This window comes from Desulforhopalus glucosivorans, assembly GCF_054397165.1.
The window spans coordinates 3,543,645-3,561,903 of record NZ_AP044854.1 but is presented as its reverse complement, the minus strand read 5'-3'; the positions used below and the strand labels follow the sequence as shown (position 1 = coordinate 3,561,903).

Annotated in this window: 14 protein-coding genes and 1 tRNA gene; 6 read left to right on the top strand and 9 right to left on the bottom strand. The window is 44.9% G+C overall.

Annotation, left to right across the window (positions count from 1 at the left end; genetic code table 11):
* Positions 1-51: 51 nt before the first annotated feature.
* The 4 genes from ACX6CI_RS15450 to ACX6CI_RS15435 all read right to left on the bottom strand — a co-directional run bounded on the left by ACX6CI_RS15450 (position 52) and on the right by ACX6CI_RS15435 (position 3,170).
* A tRNA-Met gene (locus ACX6CI_RS15450) sits at positions 52-128 on the bottom strand.
* A gap of 43 nt (positions 129-171) precedes the next feature.
* Positions 172-627: an acyl-CoA thioesterase gene (locus ACX6CI_RS15445; protein ID WP_458774543.1), complete on the bottom strand. Its 456-nt coding sequence runs from the start codon at positions 625-627 to the stop codon at positions 172-174.
* A 6-nt stretch (positions 628-633) separates the two neighbouring features.
* Positions 634-1,857, bottom strand: coding sequence for a cofactor-independent phosphoglycerate mutase (locus ACX6CI_RS15440; protein WP_458774542.1), 1,224 nt, complete (start codon positions 1,855-1,857; stop codon positions 634-636).
* Between the two features lie 8 nt (positions 1,858-1,865).
* A complete protein-coding gene (locus ACX6CI_RS15435) occupies positions 1,866-3,170 on the bottom strand; it encodes a homoserine dehydrogenase (RefSeq protein ID WP_458774541.1) in 1,305 nt (434 codons plus the stop codon).
* A 343-nt stretch (positions 3,171-3,513) separates the two neighbouring features.
* Here ACX6CI_RS15435 and ACX6CI_RS15430 point away from each other — a divergent pair, with 343 nt between their 5' ends.
* From ACX6CI_RS15430 to ACX6CI_RS15420, 3 genes are all read left to right on the top strand, one after another.
* A complete protein-coding gene (locus tag ACX6CI_RS15430) occupies positions 3,514-4,194 on the top strand; it encodes an adenylate kinase (RefSeq protein ID WP_458774540.1) in 681 nt (226 codons plus the stop codon).
* A gap of 223 nt (positions 4,195-4,417) precedes the next feature.
* The gene (cobA, locus tag ACX6CI_RS15425) at positions 4,418-5,965 is read left to right on the top strand and encodes a uroporphyrinogen-III C-methyltransferase (RefSeq protein ID WP_458774539.1); all 1,548 of its coding nucleotides are present in this window, start codon (positions 4,418-4,420) and stop codon (positions 5,963-5,965) included.
* Positions 5,946-6,350 carry a cereblon family protein gene (locus ACX6CI_RS15420; RefSeq protein WP_458774538.1) on the top strand — a complete coding sequence of 135 codons (405 nt, stop codon included), beginning with the start codon at positions 5,946-5,948 and terminating at the stop codon, positions 6,348-6,350. The genes cobA and ACX6CI_RS15420 overlap by 20 nt, the downstream gene beginning before the upstream one ends.
* Before the next feature lie 27 nt (positions 6,351-6,377).
* Here the strand turns inward: ACX6CI_RS15420 and ACX6CI_RS15415 are convergent, their stop codons facing one another.
* Positions 6,378-10,547, bottom strand: coding sequence for a DEAD/DEAH box helicase (locus tag ACX6CI_RS15415; protein WP_458774537.1), 4,170 nt, complete (start codon positions 10,545-10,547; stop codon positions 6,378-6,380).
* 370 nt (positions 10,548-10,917) lie between these two features.
* Positions 10,918-12,813, bottom strand: coding sequence for a SurA N-terminal domain-containing protein (locus ACX6CI_RS15410; protein ID WP_458774536.1), 1,896 nt, complete (start codon positions 12,811-12,813; stop codon positions 10,918-10,920).
* Between the two features lie 569 nt (positions 12,814-13,382).
* Between ACX6CI_RS15410 and ACX6CI_RS15405 the strand changes: the two genes are divergently transcribed.
* Positions 13,383-13,700, top strand: coding sequence for a TusE/DsrC/DsvC family sulfur relay protein (locus tag ACX6CI_RS15405; RefSeq protein WP_458774535.1), 318 nt, complete (start codon positions 13,383-13,385; stop codon positions 13,698-13,700).
* A 107-nt stretch (positions 13,701-13,807) separates the two neighbouring features.
* On the opposite strand, the gene ACX6CI_RS15400 is transcribed toward ACX6CI_RS15405, so the two are convergent.
* The 3 genes from ACX6CI_RS15400 to ACX6CI_RS15390 are packed head-to-tail and all read right to left on the bottom strand — an operon-like array spanning position 13,808 to position 15,454.
* Entirely contained in the window at positions 13,808-14,050 is a 243-nt protein-coding gene (locus ACX6CI_RS15400) for a hypothetical protein (RefSeq protein WP_458774534.1), read from the bottom strand.
* Between the two features lie 40 nt (positions 14,051-14,090).
* Entirely contained in the window at positions 14,091-14,519 is a 429-nt protein-coding gene (locus ACX6CI_RS15395; RefSeq protein WP_458774533.1) for a bactofilin family protein, read from the bottom strand.
* A 29-nt stretch (positions 14,520-14,548) separates the two neighbouring features.
* On the bottom strand, positions 14,549-15,454 hold the full coding sequence (locus tag ACX6CI_RS15390) for a peptidoglycan DD-metalloendopeptidase family protein (protein ID WP_458774532.1): 906 nt from the start codon (positions 15,452-15,454) through the stop codon (positions 14,549-14,551).
* A 253-nt stretch (positions 15,455-15,707) separates the two neighbouring features.
* Here ACX6CI_RS15390 and ACX6CI_RS15385 point away from each other — a divergent pair, with 253 nt between their 5' ends.
* Positions 15,708-17,531, top strand: coding sequence for an ABC-F family ATP-binding cassette domain-containing protein (locus tag ACX6CI_RS15385; protein WP_458774531.1), 1,824 nt, complete (start codon positions 15,708-15,710; stop codon positions 17,529-17,531).
* A gap of 1 nt (position 17,532) precedes the next feature.
* On the top strand, positions 17,533-18,258 hold the full coding sequence (locus ACX6CI_RS15380; protein WP_458774530.1) for a metallophosphoesterase family protein: 726 nt from the start codon (positions 17,533-17,535) through the stop codon (positions 18,256-18,258).
* The last annotated feature ends 1 nt before the right edge of the window (position 18,259 follow it).

Sequence of the window (18,259 nt, the reverse complement as noted above, 5' to 3'; positions counted from 1 at the left end):
GCACAAAAAAAAGGCACTTAACTAAAATTTAGTTAAGTGCCTGAAATGTCTTGGTAGCGGGGACAGGATTTGAACCTATGACCTTCGGGTTATGAGCCCGACGAGCTACCAGACTGCTCCACCCCGCGATAAGTCTGGTCAATATACACCTCTGAAAATTTATGTCAATGGCTATTGAGCTGTTTCACAAACCTTTTCAGAGTGAGTTGCATATTGGATGAGTTTATTCTGAATATCCGAGGGTAATCTAGTGAGTTTACCATCTTTTGTGATTGCTGCGTGGATTGTGTATCCCTTAACAAGCAGTTTAGGTTTCGCGTCTCCTGGCTGCTCGCGTAAGATCTTGCAGCTGAACTTACATTTGATCCGACTAACCTCACTAATTGTCGTTTCTATGGTGAGAAGGTCATCGTATACAGCGGGAGCCTTATAACGGAGCCAAGACTCAGTGACTGGTAGAACAAAGCCTAGTTTTTCTATTTCACTGTAGGGAGCAATCCATTCCCGCATAAGTTCCGTTCTGCCAATTTCAAAATACCTCAGATAATTGGCATTATAAACTACACCACCCGCATCGGTGTCACCATAGAGTACACGGACAGTGGTTGTGAATATATGTTCTGACATTACGTACTACCCTTCACCGTTAAAAAGTTTTTCAATCATCTCATGGCCGCCAGCTATACTGTTGTTCATTTCTGCAGCATAGGAATTACAGCTTTTCTCAGAAAAGGTTTGACCCGAGCCTGCAGTCTTTTCCTGTGAATCGTAGAGAACTGTAGGTACAGGATCAGATACATGGGTACGAAGGGCTATTGGGGTGAAGTGATCCATGGTGATGACTACACGGAAATCTTCTCCTGCTTTTCTTAGCTGACTAATGATAGGGGCAACGATCTTGCTGTCAAAATCCTCAATGGCTGTAATCTTGTCTTCAATGGAACCTTTGTGGCCGGCTTCATCGGGGCCTTCAAGATGAACAAAGACAAAATCCTCAGTTTTGAGGGCGTCTATGGCAGCATTCGCCTTGCCAGCGTAATTTGTGTCGATATAGCCTGTGGCACCAGGGATATCTAGGGGAGCTAAACCCCCCAGTACACCAAGACCCTTAAGGAGATCCACCGCACTAATCATACTGCCGCTGATATTAAATCTCTCTGTAAGCGTTGGTACGCTGGGCATCTTCCCCTCTCCCCAAAGCCAGACAAGGCTTGCCGGGTTTTTACCTTCTTCAATACGTTTGAGGTTCACCGGGTGGACTGCGAGAACGTCTTTAGCTTTTTCAAGCAGCTCTTTCCACTCGGGAAGGTTGAGATATTTTTGGTAGTGCTCGGAAATATCTTTTTCTATGTAGTCATGGGGGGGGACGGTTTCAAAACCGGGATGCTCACCCTTGTATATGAGTAGGTGTCGGTAACTGACCCCCGGTTTAAAATGAAACTTCTCAGTTGAACATTCAGCTTCCAAGGCCGCGATAAGTTGATGGGATTCCTCATTAGTTATATGCCCTGCACTAAAGTCCCGCATGGTTGCACTACCACCCGTACCATGATCAAGGGTGACCATGTTACAGCGGTAGGCAATTTCATCTTCGGCAAGCTTAATACCCATGGCGGCCGCTTCAAGCGGTGCCCGTCCCGTGTAGTAGGACGCTGGGTTGTATCCCATGAGAGACATGTTGGCGACGTCACTTCCGGGTGGATAACCTTCTGGCACGGTGTGATTCAAAAAGAAATCACCTTTTGCACATAATTCATCTATGGTTGGGATATTTGCGGCCTCAAGAGTGGTCTTTCCACCAAGTTGTTTCAGTGGATATCCCCCCATTCCATCGCCTACAAGAATAAGATATTTCATAGCGTTATCTACTCAGCATTCATGATTCTTATTTTAACGGTCGGTGCTGTACAAACATCGAGGGCATCGATTTCAGTCAGTGCCTTATTTACAGCACCCTCTGTCGTGAGGTGGGTGCGGAAAACGATGTGGACAGGGCCATCTGATTCATTTTCCTGCTGCATCATGGACTTAATTGAAATATCATTTTTCCCAAATATGTCAGTGATCAGAGCAAGGGTTCCCGGTTTATCCTCGACTGTAATACGGAAGTAGAATGGACAAACAAGGTCGTTCATTGGGGTAATAACCGGCTCTCCCATTGTCTCTGGCAGATAGGAAAGGGGAGAAACTCTGTTGACAGATTCTGTCGCAATATTTCTTCCAATATCAACCACGTCTGCTGCAACGGCACTTCCTGTTGGCATCATACCAGCACCCTGGCCGTAGAGAAGAACGTCTCCTACGGTATCACCCTGAAATTGAATTCCATTAAAGGCGCCATTGATGGTTGCAAGCATGTGATTACTTGGAACCATGGTCGGATGTACCCGTGCTTCAACGTGATCTTTATGGTTGCGGCTGATGGCAAGGAGTTTAATACGGTAGCCAAACTGTCTGGCAAATTCTATATCGATGGGCATAATGGAAGAAATACCTTCCACATGGATGTCATCCAGATGCACATTGAGGCCATAGGCGATGGACATGAGGATTGCAAGTTTATGGGCCGTATCGATTCCCTCAACATCGTAGGTAGGATCGGCTTCAGCAAAACCAAGGGCCTGGGCTTCAGCTAAGACCTCCGTAAACGGTGTGCCATGATCAGTCATCTGACTCAGGATATAGTTGGCTGTGCCGTTCATTATGCCTTTAATAAAGTTGATATTATTAGCAACGAGGCCCTCTTTAAGGGCTTTAATGACGGGGATACCGCCACCGACACTTGCTTCAAATCCAACTTCAACATTGTTTTCATTGGCCGCAGCAAAGATTTCTCTACCATGGACAGAAAGCAGCGCCTTATTGGCCGTAACGACGTGCTTACCATTTTCGATGGCCTTAAGGAGAAAGGTTTTGGCCGGTTCCATTCCACCAATGAGTTCAACGACAATGTCTATGGTCGGGTCGGTGAAAATATCATCCGCATTCTTTGTAAGGGTTACATCTTCAAATCCTGCAGGCAAGGAGGTGAGTGAGATGTCTGCAACAGATGCTAAAATAAATGATATGCCGGTTCTTTGTTGAAGACGTTCATATTGAGCGAGCATTGTTTGACCAAGGCCTTCTCCAACTGTACCGAATCCGATTATACCAATGCGTATTTCTTTCATGGTGTATGTGATGTTGTATGTTAATAAATCCGAGCCTGTGGTGAATCAATCAAAGAGGCGCGTATGAATGGTCCGCAAAGTGCGGGGATATACTGAGTTGACAGCAATCCCATGAAAGTAACCGCTTTCTTGGTGAAAGTCAAAACGAAGACGAGAAATTTTTATGGCCCAAAGCTGGAAATTGGTCTATAGTATTCCGGTTGTTGCAAATCGAAAAGTATGTATATGCCCCAGAGTCACACCAATCTTTCATGGGGGTTGCTTTTCCCTGAAGTTACATACAAAAACGAAAGTTTTTTAGATACCGCAGTCATTAATTAAAGTTTAAAAGGAGATTGGAATTATGGGTAAGAACATTCTGTTTTTTGGACCAAATGGTAGTGGAAAAGGTACTCAGGGAGCCATTGTTCAAAAGAAATATGACATCCCTCATATTGAGTCCGGTGCTATCTTCAGAGAGCACATCGGTGGTGGAACTGAGCTCGGCCTTAAGGCTAAAGAGTATATCGAAAGAGGTGATTTGGTTCCAGATGAAATTACCATTCCAATGATGGTTGCCCGTCTGCAGAAAGATGATTGTAAGGATGGCTGGATCTTAGACGGTTTTCCACGTTCTAAGGATCAGGCAATCACTCTTGCTGAAACCCTGAAAAAGGAAGGTCTTGCCCTTGATTACGTCATCGAGATTGTCCTTGATCGTCAGATCGCTAAAGAGCGTATCATGGGACGTCGTCTCTGTGTAAATGATAACAATCATCCAAATCACATCGCCTTTGATGCTATTAAACCAGTGGAAAAGGATGGAAAGCTTGTTTGTCGTGTTTGTGGTGGCGATCTGAACACCCGTGCAGATGATCAGGACGAAGAGGCAATCGGCAAACGTCATGGTATCTACTATGATGAAGAAACCGGAACCATGGCTGCTGTGAATTATTTCAAGGCAAGTGATGGCGCAAAAGTTATCTCTGTTGATGGTTCTGTTTCCATCGGTGATGTAACTGAATTAATCATGAAAGAGCTGTAAATCAGTGTTATGAAATCAGAACTGCTCTGATTTAGAGTACATGCTATAAGTGGAAGGGCTTTCCTGGATATTAGGAAGGCCCTTTTTGTCTTTTAAAATCAACGTACTATGCCTGTGTAAGTAGCTTATTTAAAACAGGTTTTGCAGGTAGCGTTTTTCAGTTGTTGGTGAAGTTGCTGTAGAGCTGCCGCTTATTCGTATTACTAATGGAAGAAGAACGAAAATGAAGAAAACCGGAAAGGTGTATCTCGTTGGTGGGGGTCCTGGTGATCCTGGTCTTATTACTGTACGTGGGAAAAGCCTACTCGAGCGTGCAGAGGTAGTGGTGTATGATTATCTAGCCTCGCCAAAACTGCTTAAACACGTTCCAGCGGATGCTGAGTTGATCTATGTTGGTAAAAAGGGTGGCGGTAAACATGCCCATACCCAGGAAGAGATCAATCAAATGCTTGTGGATCACGCCCTGGCCGGTAAGATGGTCGTTCGTCTTAAAGGTGGAGATCCTTTTATTTTCGGACGAGGTGGGGAAGAGATTGAAGAATTATACGCAGCCGGGGCCTCTTTTGAGGTGGTTCCGGGAGTGACGTCTGCGACTGCCGCGGCAACGTATGCAGGTATTCCTATTACCCATCGGGATTACACAGCCTCAGTTGCATTTATTACAGGCCATGAAGACCCCACAAAAGAGACGTCAAATATCGACTGGGAAAAACTCGCCACAGGTGCAGGAACCCTCGTTGTATATATGGGAATTAAGAATCTGCCCATTATAGTTGATAATCTGATTAAATACGGTCGGGATCCCAAGACCCCAGTGGCTGTCGTCCGATGGGCTTCAACACCTGAACAGCGTTCAGTCGTCGGGACCCTTGAAACCATTACAGACGTCGTTCAGGGTGCTGGAATTAAACCGCCTTCCCTTATCATCGTGGGTGAGGTTGTACGACTTCGTGAAACGATTGACTGGTATGAGAAGAGGCCTCTTTTTGGTAAGCGTATTGTGGTTACCAGAACCCGCGAGCAGGCCAGTGGTCTTGTGGCTGGGCTTGAAGAGTTTGGAGCAAATTGTCTTGAATATTCCACCATTAATATAGAGCCTGTTGAGAATTATGAGGCCTTTGATGAAGAGCTGGAGCGTTTAAAGGAGTACCACTGGATTCTCTTTACCTCCCTTAATGCGGTAAAGTATTTCTTTGCCCGCCTCTATGCCAAGGGTATGGATGCAAGGGATCTTAAAGGGCCAGATATCGCAGTTGTTGGTAAGAGTACCGCAGACCTGCTGCTAAAGTATGGACTTAATGCTGATCTCATTCCATCTACCTTTACCGGTGAAGGTCTTGCCGAAAGTCTGCTTGATCAGGGCGTGGAAGGCCGTAACATTCTTATTCCAAGGGCCACCCAGGCGAGAGAAATTCTGCCGGAGACACTTCGTGGAGCAGGTGCTCAGGTGACAGTTACACCTATATATCAGAACTGTCCTGTGGAAGGTGATAAGGCAAGCATACGTGCTGAGTTTGCAGAAAATAAGGTTGATATGGTAACCTTTACCAGTTCTTCTACAGTACGTAATTTTGTTAAGATGATCGATGCAGAGGATCAGGAAGAGTTGCAACAGCTGCTTAAAGACGTAAAGATTGCTGCAATTGGGCCGATTACTGCTAAAACTGTAACTGACAATGGTCTTGAGGTGCATGTACAACCTGACCAGTTCACCATCTCCGATATGGTTGATGCTGTTGTGGATTACTACAGTGGAGACTCAGACAAGTAGAAAATACTGGTTAAAGACCGATCGGGACAAAGGTTCCGGTCGGCCTTCTGTTGCCAGAAAGCATCAGACAAAAGATGAGCCAAAGCGCGCTATCTTTTGCAAGGCCTGTGGGAAAGAAATAACTGCACAAAAACAGGCCATCAGCATCAACTCTTCTTTTCGTCACACCTTTTTTAACCCTGCGGGAATTGTTTTCGAACTCGGCTGCTATAGGCATGCAAAGGGATGCCGTGCTGTCGGTATTCCTTCTACAGAATTTTCCTGGTTTAGCGGTTATCTCTGGAGCTTTGCACTCTGCTCCGGGTGTGAAACCCATTTAGGCTGGTATTTTGAGTCGGACAGTGATGGTTTTTGGGGACTAATACTGAACAGGCTCAAAGAATAACTGTTCTTTGAGCCTGGTGTAGCACAATTACTTCTTTTTTATAAGGTCCAGCAGATCCTCAGATGTCATCTTGGCACTGATGTCTGTTCCTTCAAGCAAGCTGCCGGCTAGATCACGTTTTTCCTGATGCAGTTTGACAATTTTTTCCTCGATGGTGTTCTTGCACACCAGTCTATAGATAGTAACCGGCCGTGTCTGGCCGATTCTATGGGCCCTGTCAGAAGCCTGGTCTTCGATGGCAGGATTCCACCATGGATCCATATGGATGACGTAGTCAGCTGCGGTGAGGTTGAGTCCTAGACCTCCTGCCTTAAGGCTGATGAGAAAGAGGTCGCCCTGGCCCGCCTGAAAGGCATCGACCCTGGCTTTTCTCTGCTTGGCCGTGGTGCCACCATCGAGGTACTGATAGCTGATACCCTTTTCATCGAGGTATTCCCGGATGATGCTTAAGTGGCCAATGAACTGGCTGAAAACCAGTGCCTTGTGGCGACTTGCCAATAGTTCCTCAACAACAGAGGAAAATACTCGAAGCTTAGAACTCTCAATGGAACTGTTATTATCAATGAGTCGGGTGTTGCAGCAGACCTGGCGCAACCGCATGATCTCAGTAAGGATCTGCAGGTGACGTCCCTTCTTTTCTTTAGAGTGCTCAAGGAGGTCGATGGCATTTTGTCGAAGAGCCTCATAAAAATGTGATTCTTCCTCGGACATTTCCACATCGAGGGTCACCTCGGTTCGTGATGGCAGCTCTTCAAGAACCTGCGATTTAATACGTCGCAGAATAAAGGGCTGAATCAGTTTTTTGAGGTGGATTTTGGCATCCCTGTCCTGAAATCGTTCTATGGGTGCTGCAAATCTCTCATTAAAAGAACTGAGGGTACCAAGTAGCCCTGGATTGATGAAATGGAACAGGTTCCATAATTCACCCAGGTGATTCTCAATGGGCGTTCCTGTTGTGATCAATTTAAACTCAGCTTGCAAGGCCATGGCGGCATGGGATCTTTTTGTCGCAGCATTCTTAATGGCCTGCGCCTCATCAAGGATAACGGTCTGCCACTTCACCTGGGAGAGAAGCTCACTCTCCTGCTGCAGTAGGGTGTAGGTCGTAATGAGCAGGTCAAACTTAGTCAGTGCCTCAATATCCGCCTTTCTGTCCTTGGCGCTCAGGTACTTAATCTTGAGGGTTGGGGTAAATCTTTGTACCTCAGAATGCCAGTTTGTTGATACTGACGTTGGTGCAATAACAAGAGAGGGACCATTTGAGGCGAGCCTGAGTACAATGGCGAGTGACTGGAGGGTCTTTCCAAGCCCCATATCATCGGCAAGACAACCTCCAACGCCCCAGTGGGCAAGGCGAGCCATCCAGTCAAAACCCTCACGTTGATAGACACGAAGATCAGCCTGAAGGGTGGATGGAAGTTCCGGCTGAAAATTCTGGGCATCGCTGATACGTTTGAGCTGTTCCCTCCAGCCTTTATCTGCATGGGTCTTTGCCTGTTCTGCAATCTGTTCGAGCTGGATTGCAGCGAGGGGATGAACCAGGATTTCCCCGCTTTCCTCATCCCTGTGGCCATCGGAAAAGAGGTTAATATCTTCGAGGCGTTTTTTAAATTCCTGGGTAAGCGCAATGAATTGTCCTTCACGGATCTCAACAAAGCGGCCGGAAGAGCTCTTTACCTTAAGGAGCAGTTCCTTCAACTCTACGACCTGACCCTGGTCAAGTGTGAGTTCACCGCTCATGGCAAACCAGTTCTGCTTATTGGTTCTGATTTTAAGGTTAAGATTATCAACGGAAACTCTTTGGGAGATCGATAGTTTTTCCCCTTCAGGCCATTCGATAATTACCTTGTCCCGTATGGATTGAAGTTCCATGAGCGCCTGGAGGCAGTCGTCCGGGTCATAGAGATGCCATTCACGGTCATTGTCCTGTTCCATGTCGATGGCAAGGTCTAAAATAGGGCATAGTTCCTCGATATCTCGAGCCTTTTCTTCCTCAAGGGCCAGGTTTCTCTTGGTCTGCAGTCTCTTGCCATTCACCTCGGCCATGATGTTTTCCACACCTTGACCGGGTTTGAGGTAATGACCGCCTTCAAGAAATGGTTTCACAAACATCTCCAAACGAAAACCAGTGCCGTAGGGAATGAGGTGCATGTAAATTGAAGAATCGGCATCGACAAAGGTAATATTGCTTGTCTGTCTGCTTTTACTGTCCGCTGCAATGGCGGAGTGAACCGTCATGAAAGAGGAAATGTTTCCAATTGCAGTGAGCACTTCCTCACTTGCTGACATCGGTACCGTAATCCCGTTTTTGCCAGTAATTTGTGCAATACGGCGGTGATTGTCATTGATGCTGATGATCTTGATCCGGGTTGGTGTCTCTTTGGTGAAGTTAATATTTTCTTCAGAGATAGGATGGGCAAAACGAATATGAAGATTCTCTCCCCGTTCTTCCACAAGTAGTTCAGGTTCGCCTGGCACAAACTCCATGGGAGTCCCTGGGGAGTCAGCAAGATAGAGGTAGGGATGGCCAATCATCGCAACGAGGGCCTTATCCATCTCAAAGTTGTAATTGATACCATTGGTGGTCGGGTTGTGGCTCTTTTTTATTGCCGCACAAATCTTTCTATCCTGGGAGGTGAGGTAGGTGAATTTTCCCGTTTGATAGAGGCGGGCAAGTGAGATTGGCCGTCCCTTACTCCATACACCTTCAGGAGATAATTTCTGCTCCTTTGGTGATATGGTCACCTCTTTGCCTTCAAAAGCGATCATCCAGACCATACGAATGGTCTGCTGGTTGCTGTGGGTCTCCTCAGTGGTTGCAAATATTAATGCCTGAAGGCTTCTTTTCCATGGCTCTTCGGGAACGAGCAGAGGGAGTATTGGAATAATTCCTGTCTCTGTTCTCAGGGCATCAACAGTTTCGTGATATTCACTATTACCGTGGCGAATTGTGCCTAGTGTCTCTCCAAGTAAAACAGTGAGCAGGGAGTACCCCTCTTTTTTCGCCTGGGTATAGAAATTGTGCATTTCTTCTTCAACAATGCTTGAAACTGTACTGTTGAGCCAGTATTGACAAATTCCCGCAAAGGCTACCGTAATCACGTCATGGTCAGGGTTTTCCGGAAGAATAATATCTTCGCCCTTACTTCCCTTGTTAATGTGTGAACTCATTACGGCGGCGAGATAGGTATACGCATCGTTTTCTCGAGCACCCTGGAACATTGTGAGTGCTGTGGAGATAGAGTCGGCGATTAAGTAATACTCATCTTTTTTACAGGTAGAGAGCTGAGCCAGGATATAAAAAAGACCGGCTGGGCCAAAAAAAGCGACCTTATTGTCGTTGCTATATTTTTGCAGAAAAGCGATGTCTTCTTCAAAAGCAGCCATTGCCTCTTCGGTTTTACCCTGGAGAAAATGAACTGCTCCAAGAGCACCGGTGCCGTTGAATGATTCATCATGAGCAAGAACCAGTTCTCTGGCATCATCAATTCTGCCCCGGAAGGTAAGCTCATTGAATAAAAGTCGCTTAAATGGAAGTTGCTCATCAACTGTGAGATTGGTGAACTCTTCTTCAGAGGTAAGAAAATTTATAATTTCCGGGTAATCAATAAGTGCTGACTGGCCATATTGAAGGACGTTACTCAGTAGGTAAAATTGAAATGAGGTTGGTAGACTCCTGAACCACTCGGCGTCAAATGGTTGAGTCATTACCCGCACAGTGGCAGGGGGAGCAGCAATGAGTTCTCGACACTGGCTGTCGATAAATTCAGAGGCGTCGTCAATTAAATCAAATTGCTGGGTGTAGATACCTATGCGCATTTCCCTCATTCCACGCCAGCACCGGGTGGTCCACTTTCCGTAATAATAGGATACGGGGGCCTCTTCCTGGATAGTGGTGGCAAAGAGTTCAAAGGTCCCTTGTTTTACGGAAAGCTTACTCAGTACTTCTACAACCTCCTCAACAACCTGTTTATCCTTGGTAAGAAGACCAAGCTCTTCAAACTTGTTAAAGTAATGAGTTAAGTTTGCAGCTGTTGGTTTGTTACCTCTCGGGTTTTTAAGATCGAGTTTTCTCAGGCAATTAACGATGAGAGTGGCATGGGCCGGCTCATAGGTAATTGATAGAAATTGAAGAAGAGTCTGCTCGAACTGAGAAAGTTTGTAATATTGATCTAAAAGTGAGAGGTCGGTTTGCATGGTTGCTTGATGTGGAAATCAGAGGAAAATGATATTTGATTAATCAGTTAGTGTCAAAAGTCGAAAAGGCAATCAGCCATTATAGCATTGTATGGGGCTAATGAGAACCTTAAACTTTACCATATTGTCGTTGTTGTATATGGGGGAGTCTGGTTAACGGGGATTGTTTGAAATATTAAAGGAGTATAGCAAAGACATTTTGGACTACGCCGTTTGCAGGGGGAAGGAGTGGGAAAGAATTGAAGTACTATTGAAGAATTATGAGAGAATAATTGGAGAATAATTGGAGAATAAGCCTGGGAAGAAGAACTACAGACAAACCGAAGCCGCAGAACACGTCTGAAGGCTTCGGTTTGGTACGTCAAAAAGTCTATAAACTTGGGTGTATGACGACTTCAGCACGTGCCTGCTGGCTTTGCAGCCATGCAGAAATAAGCTGCTGTTGTTTAAAATTCATGAGGCTCGTTTTATATTGCTCAATTTCCTCAGAATCTTCAGGCATTTCAGGGAGAACCCTGTTTTTGAAGCTGTAGACATAAAAGCTTCCACCATCCTCTGCTACATCTTTAGGCAGGGAAGAGTTTGCCGAAAGGAGAAATGCGTCCTCAAGCAGTGCCCCAGGGAAGTCTGTATCCTGATTCTGATTATTACGTCCCAGAAGGCCTGAGCTCTGGGTGGTGTATCCAAGATCCTTTGCGGCTTCTGACAGGGTGCCTGCATCAGTTACAGTCGCGAGCAGTTCTGATGCTGCTTTTTTAGCAAGATCTTTAGAGTTCGCTATTTTAAAATCATCCTCGAGAGTGTCTTTGATACTTTCAAAGGATGGAACCTCAGGCTCTTTTACATCTTCCGCCTGAAAAATAGCATATCCGGTGTCGCCCTTAATAAGCGAACTGAATTCACCTTTTTTAAGTTCAAAGGCTTTGTCGAGAAAAATTGCGTCATTTTTCAGGTCATTGGGAGCGTCATCTCTTGTGAAAAAATCACTTGTTCTAATTTCTGCGTCGGGGGTTGCTTCAAGATGTTGATCCAGTCCGCCAGCGCTGATAATACTTTCATAGGTACTGTTAGCAACCTGGAAGGCGAGGCTTTCAGCTTCTTTCTTTTGCAGGTTGGAGAGTATCTGCTTTTTAGAATCTTCGAGGGACTTTTTGCTTGCCGGTTTAATGTCTTCCACGAGTATGATGTGGTATCCGAATTGGGTTTTGACAACATCACTGATTTCACCTTTTCCTAAGGAAAAAACCGCATCATCAAAGGTGGGAACCATCTGCCCTTGGGTAAAGAACCCTAGTTCTCCACCATTGTCCTTGGAGGGACCCTCAGAATACTCTTTTGCAAGCTCTGAAAAATCTGAGCCTTCTTTAGCCTTAGCAAGAACCATATTCGCTTGGGCAAGTTGCTTCTCCTTGACCTCTTCTGAGTCATTTTCTCCGACCTTAAAAAGAATGTGGGAGGCTTTACGTTGCTCAGGTTGGGTGAACATTTGACTGTTACTCTCATAATAGTCCTTAATCTGAGCATCATCAATTTCGACCTTATCTGCGATGTCGCTATAGGTAAAGGCGAAATAACGGAGTTTTGTTTGTGGTGCAGATTTGTAGTTATCTTTTACAGTTTCAAACCAACTAGCTAGCGCGTCGTTATTGACCTCAACCTTTTTTTCAAAGTCAGATGGTAAAAACGTAACAAAGTCGACTTCAACCTGTTCGTTGAGCTGACTGTAGATCTCTCTGATTTCTGAGTCTGTTGCAACAGAGGCAAAATTTCCAATCTCTCTTGCTCCGACCTCAGCCAGTCTGTCGGTTCGCATGGACTTTTCGAACTTGGTGGGAGCAGTCCTTATATTTGCAAGAACAGCCTTGTAGCGATCCATGTTAAACGATCCGTTCTCCTGGAACTGGACCATCTCTTCAATAACCTTGCGTACTTCTTCAGCACTAACATAGATCCCCATCTTTTCAGCACCCTGTCTCAATAGGCTTGTCTGAATAAGTTGGTTGATTACCTGTTGTTTAATACCAAGGGATTCGGCGAGGTCTTTGGGCATGTTGCCACCAAACTGAGCACTGAATCTTTCGTATGTTCGGTCATAGGCTTGCTGGTAATCCTGAAAAGAGACTTCTTCACCGTTAATGACCAATGCAGCCTGCCGGTCACCGGAAAGATTAGAGCCAACACCCCAAAAAATAAAAACAAGGGCAATGATGACTACAATAATTTGTATAAAGGTCGATTGTGCTTTCTTGCGTAATAGTTGAAGCATGGAGGTTAGTTGAGTGGTACGGGTTAATAAATGTGACCAAATCTAATTGCTCGCATAATTCGTTGCTCGCATAAACCGGAGTTGAAGGAAAAGGTCGTCGAAGTTAATTGTTTACGATTGTGTTCGATTTACTCTTTCTTACGCTCCACTGCAAGGAAAATTGCTTTTTCAGCTCCATCTGTACGGTTAGAGAAAAAGCCTATGGGATCTTTTTCATAAAAATAGGTAGTAAAGAAAGAAAGATTTTGACATATGCAAAGAATGAGGGTAGTTATTCATCGAATTGATGGTTGGAATCATGTTGTTTGATGTGTACGTATGCGTTGTTGTAAATTGACTATCCTGCACAAATTACACATATTTTTTCTCTGTTTGACTACCTTGTGGCGGTAGTCTATCTTGTTGAAATTTCGCAACATATCTACTGTAATAGAACATGTAAAATGTTTCGTCAAATGATCAGCCATTCACTTGACAAAATGTTTTTGCTATAGTATTAAGCCCTAGTTAGCTTATGAATTAATTAAAAATGGCGAGAAGTTCTAAATAATATTTTAAGGAGGTTTGCAATGCCAACACTTGAACACAACGGAAGTAGCTTCGAGGTAGATGAGGACGGATTTCTTCTCAAAGGTGATGATTTCAACACTGATTGGGTTGACTATGTTAAGGGTGTAGAGGGTATCTCTGAAATGACTGATGAGCATCAGAAAGTCATTGACGCTCTTCAAGAGTACTACAAGAAGAACGGTATCGCACCAATGGTACGTATTCTTTCCAAGACCACTGGTTTCCCACTCAAGAGAATCTACGAACTGTTCCCATCAGGACCTGGTAAGGGAGCATGTAAAATGGCTGGTCTTCCTAAGCCTACAGGTTGTGTATAATTAACACAATCTGACGTAGTAGAGTCAAAAAGGGCGTATGCTATTTTAGCATACGCCCTTTTTTTGTTTATTTAATTTGAGTCAGTAAAAACCAAGAAGTTTTCCTGCTAGAATATCATTTCAGAAAAACGCTGGTGAAAGGTGCTGAGGTCTTCCTCACAGTTGCCGCAAAAGAGTTTTACATCTCCAAGGGACTGGGAGCTTTTACTCTCAATGGTGAAGCTGCCATCACCATTTTGTATATAGTGTGTAGTGGTTATAACATCGTCTGAAATTTCAAAGAACTCAGTGCTGTTGCCACAATGGGGACACGTAAGGAGGTTTGCGACTTTCGGTTGTGATAGTGACATAGTTCTGGTTGCGCCTTAATCCCTTGTGCGGAAATAGTAGTTATTTGTTGCCGGTTTTTGCTGTAACAGCCGGCTGTTGTTTGGGTGCAGGAGTTTCATCTTTTGCTGCGGCCTTGATTTCACCCTGAATACTGGCACCGGGTTCGACGGTAAGACTTGATGCTTCAAGTTTTCCGTGGATGGAACAGTTTTTACGTGCTGTGAGCATGCCGGCCTTGATGTTTCCTTCGAGAGCGCCGTAGCAGTTAAAGGATGAAACTGTAATGTCGCCGTTGACTTTACCTGTTTCACTGAGGATCAGGTGCTCACCGTCAATATTGCCGTTGATTGTCCCGTCAATCCGGGCTTTTCCCTTAAAAGAAATTTCTCCGGTGATGGACATGCTCTTATCAATTATTGAAGAGATAGCTTCACTTTCAACTTTCTTCATTTCCTGTTCTACGTTTTCTACCTTGCCAAACATTCCCATGATCCTTGTTGTCTCCGTTATAGAACTGTCTATTTTTTGAATTTTACGATTTTTAAGAAATTGTAAGGATTTATTGTTTTGCCATCAAGGGCGACTTCGTAGTGCAGGTGTGGACCGGTTGAGCGGCCTGTATTGCCGATAAGGCCAATGACTTGACCTCTTTTAATCTGATCACCCCGACGCACCATGTATTTTTTCATATGGGAGAAAGAGGTGGTGTAACCGTTGCCATGGTCAATCATCACATAATTGCCGTGGCCTCCGTTGCGAAACGCTTTTTTTACAACACCGTCAGCTGTCGCCCGTATCTCCTCTCCGCGTTTTCCCCTGAAGTCAACACCTGTGTGGAATGCCGATCTCTTGTTTAAGGGGTCTTTTCTCTTGCCGTAACTGGAAGTTACTCTTCCCTTTACAGGTCTTCCGAGAGGGAGGAGGCGAATGGTTTGAAGGTATTTGTCGGCTTGATAGATCAGTTCATCCTGCAACTGAGCCTTATCTTCGATGAAAGGACCACCACTGTTTGCAGTGTTGGTAGATGTTTTTTTAGGCAGTTTAATTCCGATGGAACCGACAATCTCTTCGATGAGCTCACTGCGTTCTGTGAGCTCACTTACGGCATTTGTGATAAGGCTTTCTTTCTCTTTTTTAAATGCAACTTCCTGCGCTTTTTTGCTCTTTTTTAGCTCAGCAATTTTAATATCTAATTCGTGCTGATGCTTTTTGCTCTTATCCAGTTTTGCCTGGAGGGAGCTGATTTTGTCAGAAGAGAAGTGTTCGCGGGTAAAAAATGAAATTGAAAAGATGCTGGTTGCGGTGAGCGCGACAATTATTATTGCTGAAATTGTTGCAATAAAGCGAACTTTTTTACGCGAACAAGGGATCTTGAGAACTTTTCCTCTATCCCCTGCTATGATGATGTGGAGCTGGTCGTCCATGCACTGATCCAAAAATGTTGTTAATTTGAAAAACAAAAAGTATGTTGTGCTCTGGTCTAAAATATCCCAAAAACAGCACTTAAAATCTCCTAGCTTATACTCGAATGTGGGGATATATTCAATATAAAACGTTCAGAATCAGTGGGCTGATATATTCTTGAAAGCCATGTGGATGTTAGATATTTTTGTTGTACAGCTTGATTTGTCCATCCAGATGGGAACGTGCCGTCCACTACCAATTTAATATAAATCAATGTCAAACATAATAGTTAGTAAAGGTGTATCCAAGTCGTTTGGTGCTCAGGAGTTATTTAAGAATATTGACCTCATTGTTCATGCAGGAGACAAGATTGGTGTCATCGGGCCAAATGGTTCCGGGAAGTCGACCCTTCTCAAGATACTCTGTGGTATGGAGGAGGCTGATTCCGGGCAGGTGGTTCGACAAAAGTTTATTCGTTTAAGTTATCTTGCCCAGGAAGATCTCTTTGATGATAATTGTTCAGTCTTTGACAATCTGCTTGTGGCACTGGATGGAGAAGATCTGGAAGATGCGGAAAAGTATACTCAGGTGCATACTCTTCTCAGTCGTGCAGAGTTTGCAGATAACGATGTACTTGTTAAGAATCTTTCTGGTGGCTGGCGAAAACGTTTGTCAATCTGTAGAGCATTGCTGGTTAATCCTGATGTCCTTGTTATGGATGAGCCCACGAATCACCTTGACATTGAAGGGATTCTCTGGCTTGAAAAAATTCTGGCTGGAGGGGGTGGCCCCAGTGCATATCTGCTGGTCAGCCATGATCGAAGGTTTCTTGAAAACAGTACCAATCGAATTGTTGAACTATCTTCTGTCTACCCTGAAGGAACCCTTCAGGTTGAAGGGGCCTATTCAAAATTTCTTGAAATGCGTGAAGAGTTTTTAACAGGGCAAGAGGAAGAGGAGTTGAGGCTTGCCAATAAGGCTCGCCGAGAGGTCGAGTGGTTACGGCGAGGCCCTAAGGCTCGAACGACTAAGGCAAAGTACAGGATTGATGAAGCATACAAGCTGACGGATGACTTGGCTGAGGTTAAGGCCCGTAATCGTTCTGTTTCCAGTGTGAAAATTGATTTTGAGGCCACCGGTCGAAAGACGAAGAAATTACTCGAGATGACGGGGGTATCAAAGGCCTTTGACGACAACCTTCTTTTTGAAAATGTGGATATTACCCTGGCGCCTGGCAGTCGCTTAGGCCTTTTAGGACGAAACGGTTGTGGAAAGTCCACCCTTATGAAAATGCTCGCAGCAGGTGAAGATGGTGCGGTGAGCGCTGATACTGGAACGATACGGGTGGCGGACAAGGTCCAGATTGTCAATTTTGATCAGAATCGTGAAGGCATAGATCCTACCATTACCTTGAAGCGTGCCTTGGCACCGGAGGGCGATTCAGTGATGTTTCGGGACAGATCCCTCCATGTGGTTTCCTGGGCCAAGAGGTTTCTTTTTCGTCCTGACCAGCTTGAAACTCCGGTCGGTCAATTGTCGGGTGGAGAGCAGGCGAGGATTCTTATTGCCGGATTAATGCGGAGTCCTGCTGATATTCTACTTCTCGATGAGCCGACAAATGATCTTGATATCGCCTCCCTTGATGTCCTTGAATCTAGTCTGCTGGATTTCCCTGGAGCACTTGTTCTCGTAACCCACGATAGATTTCTCTTAGACCGTGTCTGTGATCGTCTTCTTGGTTTTGGTGGAAAGAGCGGGGTAACCTATTATGCTGATTATGAACAGTGGCTTGCTGACCTGCCTCAGGTTGTACCTGCTAAAAAGATCGCCAAAAAATCCACTACGGTTCCTAAGCCTGTCCAGAAAGCTGGCCGTCTCTCATATATGGATCAGCGGGAATATGATCAGATTGAAGATAAGATTGCTGAGGCCGAAAGCAGTGTGAGTGAGTTGCAGACTAAGATGGAACTCCCTGAGGTGGTTTCAGATTCTACTGAACTGGCCGCAACCTGGGAAGCACTTGAGGTCGCCCAGCAGGAAGTTGAGTTGTTGTATGCTCGCTGGGATGAGCTTGAAGCTAAACTGGAAGAAAAATGAAATGAAGATTGCGATTCTAGCTGATATCCATGGCAATTTTGAGGCACTCAAAGCCGTTGTCCACGATATTGAACAGTTTCGGGTGGATCGCATGGTGAGTCTTGGAGACAACGTTGGCTACGGGCCGGATCCTGATAGTGTTGTCAGTATGCTTCGCGCGAAGGGAGTGGAGTCCGTACTTGGAAATCATGAATTTGCTCTTCGTGACAAGCGGGGGCGTAGATGGCTTAATTTTCAGGCCGCTGAAAATAATGAGATAACAGAAAAATTGTTGTCTCAGGAAAACCTGGATTACTCATGTAATCTTCCTCTGGTTCTGGAATATGAGGGGGGGTACTTTGTCCATGGTTTTCCAAAAGAATCAGTGTTTCGCTATCTGCCCAAACAAAATGATGACCGGATAATTCAGCTTTTTAAAGAGTATAGTGCCAGGCTTTTTTTTGTAGGTCATACCCATGACCTGGAGCTCGTATGTAGAGAGGGAGAACAGGTGATTCGTAAGCCCCTTAAAAAAGGTCTTGTTACGCTTAAAAAACAGAAAAAATACATTGTCAATTGTGGCAGTGTAGGGCAGCCACGGGATGGTGATCATAGTGCAAAATATCTGCTCTGGGATACCGTCTCCCATGAGATTGAAGTACGGTTTATAGCGTACGATATTGAAAAAGCCATGGCGAGGATTGCTGAGCGAGGTTTTCCCAAGGTGTATGGTCTGAGGTTGCGGTAAG

Excerpts from the sequence above, each read along its gene's own strand:
- ACX6CI_RS15390 (WP_458774532.1), bottom strand. The coding sequence starts at position 15,454 with ATGGACGACCAGCTCCACATCATCATAGCAGGGGATAGAGGAAAAGTT.
- ACX6CI_RS15440 (WP_458774542.1), bottom strand. The coding sequence starts at position 1,857 with ATGAAATATCTTATTCTTGTAGGCGATGGAATGGGGGGATATCCACTG.
- ACX6CI_RS15395 (WP_458774533.1), bottom strand. The coding sequence starts at position 14,519 with ATGGGAATGTTTGGCAAGGTAGAAAACGTAGAACAGGAAATGAAGAAA.
- ACX6CI_RS15380 (WP_458774530.1), top strand. The coding sequence starts at position 17,533 with ATGAAGATTGCGATTCTAGCTGATATCCATGGCAATTTTGAGGCACTC.
- ACX6CI_RS15385 (WP_458774531.1), top strand. The coding sequence starts at position 15,708 with ATGTCAAACATAATAGTTAGTAAAGGTGTATCCAAGTCGTTTGGTGCT.
- ACX6CI_RS15430 (WP_458774540.1), top strand. The coding sequence starts at position 3,514 with ATGGGTAAGAACATTCTGTTTTTTGGACCAAATGGTAGTGGAAAAGGT.
- ACX6CI_RS15405 (WP_458774535.1), top strand. The coding sequence starts at position 13,383 with ATGCCAACACTTGAACACAACGGAAGTAGCTTCGAGGTAGATGAGGAC.
- cobA (WP_458774539.1), top strand. The coding sequence starts at position 4,418 with ATGAAGAAAACCGGAAAGGTGTATCTCGTTGGTGGGGGTCCTGGTGAT.
- ACX6CI_RS15410 (WP_458774536.1), bottom strand. The coding sequence starts at position 12,813 with ATGCTTCAACTATTACGCAAGAAAGCACAATCGACCTTTATACAAATT.
- ACX6CI_RS15415 (WP_458774537.1), bottom strand. The coding sequence starts at position 10,547 with ATGCAAACCGACCTCTCACTTTTAGATCAATATTACAAACTTTCTCAG.
- ACX6CI_RS15445 (WP_458774543.1), bottom strand. The coding sequence starts at position 627 with ATGTCAGAACATATATTCACAACCACTGTCCGTGTACTCTATGGTGAC.
- ACX6CI_RS15400 (WP_458774534.1), bottom strand. The coding sequence starts at position 14,050 with ATGTCACTATCACAACCGAAAGTCGCAAACCTCCTTACGTGTCCCCAT.
- ACX6CI_RS15435 (WP_458774541.1), bottom strand. The coding sequence starts at position 3,170 with ATGAAAGAAATACGCATTGGTATAATCGGATTCGGTACAGTTGGAGAA.